Here is a 3,762-nt window from a genome sequence, read left to right on the forward strand (position 1 = left end):
CCGCTGCCTTGCCGCGGGCATCGAGGTGCTGGTCGGCGACCCGGGCCGCGCCTGGCTGCCCAGGCGGCGGCTTCGCCTGCTTGGCGAGTATCAGGTGCCTGATGTCGGCGGAAACGGCGGTAGCGCGCCGAAACCGAGCGGGATATTTGCGTTCCTTCCCAGCGAGCCCTGATCAGCCCGCCGGCACACTCATCCGCGCGGCGAGAAAATCCGGCAGGTCGGCGACCGAATCCAGGATGACGTCGGCCATCGGCGACAGCGAGTCACGCGTGCCCGTGCCGGAAAGCACGCCGATCGCCAGGCCGCAGCCGCCGGCGCGCGCCATTTCGAGATCGTGGCGATTGTCGCCGACCATGGCGATCTCGCCGGGCTTCAGTCCCGTCAGATCGCAGAACGCGATGACCGTGTCGGGCGCGGGCTTCGGATTCGCGACCGCATCATAGCCGAAGGCGGCGTCGAAGAGCTGCGCAACACCGAGCGTGGCGAGCGTTTTCTCGGCGCCGCTGGTGGAATCGTTGGTGGCGACGCCCAGCCGGAAGGATCGCTTGTGCAGCGCCCGCAGCGATTCGACGATACCGGGCAGCGCGACAGCCATCGACGAGCCCTGAACCGAAGTGATCTCGTTGAAGCGGGCGACGGCCAGCATCTGGTCCTCCTCCGACAGGCGCGGGAACCAGAGCTCGACGACGTCCATGTTCGAGCCCGAGGCAAAGATCGAATCGGGCTTGAAGCGCTTGCTGACGAAATCGAAGCCGGCGGCGGCGAGCAACCTGTCGGCTTTCCAGCGATCGCCTTCGGCGGCGTCCATGGCCATGAAATCGGCAATGCCGAGCCAAGTAGCGTTGAAGTCGATAAGCGTGCCGTCCTTGTCGAACAGAATTCCCTTGATATCCGCCAATCCTTTTACTCCGCGCCGCGCAATTGGTGGATATGAGCCACCAATCCGGCAGTCGAGGCGTCGCGTTTTGCGGCAGTCTCCTTGCCTTCCACGACAGGCAGCAGGCCTGTCGCCAGTTCCTTGCCGAGTTCGACACCCCACTGGTCGAACGAATTGATGTTGAACAGCGTGCCCTCGACGAAGACGCGATGCTCATAGAGCGCGATCAGGCGACCGAGCGTGCGCGGATCAAGCTTCCGGTAGAGGATGGTGAGCGACGGACGGTTGCCCGAAAAGACGCGATGCGGCGCGATGCGGTCGACATCGGCGGGCTTCATGCCCTTGGCCAGCATCTGCGCGCGCGCCTCTTCCAGCGTGCGGCCCTTCATGAAGGCCTCGGACTGCGCCAGGCAATTGGCAAGCAAGAGATCGTGGTGGGTCTTCAGCTCGGGCTCGTGGCTGACGGCTGCGGCAAGAAACTCGACCGGGATGAAATCGGTGCCCTGGTGCAAAAGCTGGAAGAAGGCGTGCTGGCCGTTGGTACCGGGCTCGCCCCAGACCAGCGGGCCGGTCGGCGTAGCCACCGCGCCGCCGTCCAGTGTCACGCTCTTGCCGTTCGATTCCATATCGAGCTGCTGCAGATAGGCCGGCAGGCGCGACAGGCGCTGATCGTATGGAATGACGGCGCGGGCCGGGTATTTGCAGACGACGCGGTGCCACCAGCCGATCAGCCCCAGCAACACAGGCAGGTTCTTTTGCAGCGGTGCCGAGCGGAAATGCTCGTCCATCTCATGCGCGCCGTCGAGGAAGGCGCGGAAATTGCGCAGGCCGATGGCGATCATCACCGGCAGGCCGATGGCGCTCCAGACCGAGTAGCGGCCGCCGACCCAGTCCCAGAAACCGAAGACGCGGTCGGAGGCGATGCCGAACTTGGCCACTAGGTCGAGCGCGGTCGAGACGGCGGCGAAATGCTTGCCGATCGCTTGCTTGCCCAGCGCCTTTTCCACCCATCTGCGCGCCGTCTCGGCATTGGTCATCGTCTCGACAGTGGTGAAAGTCTTGGAGGCGATGATGAACAAAGTCGTCTCGGGAGACAGGCCCTTCAGCGTGTCGTGGATATGGGCGCCGTCGACATTGGAGACATAATGCGCACGCGGGCCGTCATGGTAGGGAGCGAGCGCCAACGTCACCATCGCCGGGCCAAGATCCGAGCCGCCAATGCCGATATTGACGATGTCGGTGATCTTCTTGCCGGTGGCGCCGGCCGCCTCGCCGGAGCGAATCGCATCAGCGAAGGCGCCCATCGCGTCGAGCACGGCGATCACATCGGCCTTTGTATCCTGGCCATCGACCACGACACTCTTGCCGGTCAGATTGCGCAGCGCCGTGTGCAGCACGGCGCGGTTTTCGGTGATGTTGATCTTCTTGCCTTCGAACATCGCGGCGCGTCGACCTTCGAGGTCGGCGGCGCCGGAGAGCGTCTCCAGCATTGCCATCGTGTCGGCGTCGACCGCGCATTTCGACCAGTCGAGCAGAAGATCGCCATCTGTGGCGGAGAATTTCTCGAAGCGCTTGGGATCGGCGGCGAAGGCTTCGCGCATCGTGCCCTTGGCTGCCGCGCGCTGCTCACGCAGGGCGGTGACCTGCTTGTCGAAGGCTGACTGATCCAATGGTGGCTCCTGGCGGGTTTTTAGACCATTTTAACAGGCCCGATGTTTCCGGCGCGTGTCGTCGCGACATTGTATTGAGCCGGATTTCCGTTTCGTTCAAGCGCGGCAGTGACGCACTGCATCACGCTTTTATGATGCCCCGCAACATCCGCTTCCCTGGCGGACGCGCCCCTTTCGTGATCAATGGATCACTGGCATAAATCCCAGCGATCAGAAAAATTGATTGGCGCAACCCCTTGTGCCACCCCTACACTCGACTGGTCCAGCCAAGTGAAAACAGCTGGCCATCCGAGGATGATCTCCCATGCCACAGCGCAATGACACGGCCATATGGTCCGGCCTGTTCCGGATTTCGGCCGAATCCGGACAAACTCTCCAGGCACAGATCCGCCAGGCGATCGTCGCAGCCATCCTCGACCGGCAGATCGCCGCTTCGATGCCGCTGCCATCCTGCCGGATTCTGGCGGAAAAACTTGGCGTTGCCCGCGGCACGGTGGTGCTTGCCTTCCAGCAGCTGGTCGACCAAGGTTTTCTTGTGGCGCGCGAGAGGCGCGGCCACTTCGTCAACCCTGAGGTGCTCGCCACACCCGCCAAACCGCACCAGAAGGCGCCCGACCAGCAGAATGAGATCGACTGGAAGGCGCGTCGGCAGATCGCCGCCAGCGATATGCCGCCGCCGGCCAAGCACGACAACTGGATCAAGTCCTCCTACCCGTTCGTCTACGGCCAGTTCGATCCGGCGCTGTTTCCGACCGCGGAATGGCGCGAGTGCAACCGCATGGCGCTCGCGGTGCTGGAGATCCGCAACTGGGCATCCGACATGGTCGACCGGGACGATCCGCTGCTCATCGAGCAGATCCAGGCCCGGCTTTTGCCGCGCCGCGGCATCTTCGCCAATCCGGACGAGATCATCGTGACCCTGGGCGCGCAGAACGCGCTCTATATGCTCGCCTCGCTGTTGATGACCAAGGGCTCGAAGGTGGCAATGGAAGACCCCGGCTATCCGGATGCCCGCTCGATCTTCCGGCTCGCCGGCGCAGATATCCAGCCGGTCCCGGTCGACCAGTCGGGCATCGTGACCTCGGCGATTCCCAGCGATTCCGGCTTTGTCTTCGTCACGCCCAGCCATCATTGCCCGACGATGGTGCCGTTGTCCGCCGAGCGGCGGCAGGATTTGCTGGCGCGGGCCAACCGCAACAACCAGATCATCATCGA

General features: G+C 63.8%; 3 protein-coding genes and 1 pseudogene. 2 read left to right on the forward strand and 2 right to left on the reverse strand.

What is annotated here, in order from left to right:
* Nucleotides 1-172: pseudogene (locus EOA75_RS35360) on the forward strand (methyltransferase); the annotation flags it as partial.
* Here the strand turns inward: EOA75_RS35360 and EOA75_RS30250 are convergent.
* Both EOA75_RS30250 and pgi read right to left on the reverse strand, forming a co-directional pair.
* Nucleotides 173-898, reverse strand: a complete 726-nt coding sequence (locus EOA75_RS30250; RefSeq protein WP_127325865.1) for an HAD family hydrolase — start codon at nucleotides 896-898, stop codon at nucleotides 173-175.
* Between the two features lie 5 nt (nucleotides 899-903).
* Complete coding sequence (gene pgi / locus EOA75_RS30255; RefSeq protein WP_127325866.1) at nucleotides 904-2,547, reverse strand: glucose-6-phosphate isomerase; 1,644 nt, start codon at nucleotides 2,545-2,547, stop codon at nucleotides 904-906.
* Nucleotides 2,548-2,851: 304 nt separating this feature from the next.
* Between pgi and EOA75_RS30260 the strand changes: the two genes are divergently transcribed.
* A partial coding sequence (locus EOA75_RS30260) for a PLP-dependent aminotransferase family protein (RefSeq protein WP_164747673.1) occupies nucleotides 2,852-3,762 on the forward strand: 911 nt, incomplete at its 3' end.

The sequence above is a fragment of the Mesorhizobium sp. M1A.F.Ca.IN.022.07.1.1 genome, from assembly GCF_003997575.1.
Taxonomy (GTDB): Bacteria; Pseudomonadota; Alphaproteobacteria; order Rhizobiales; family Rhizobiaceae; genus Mesorhizobium.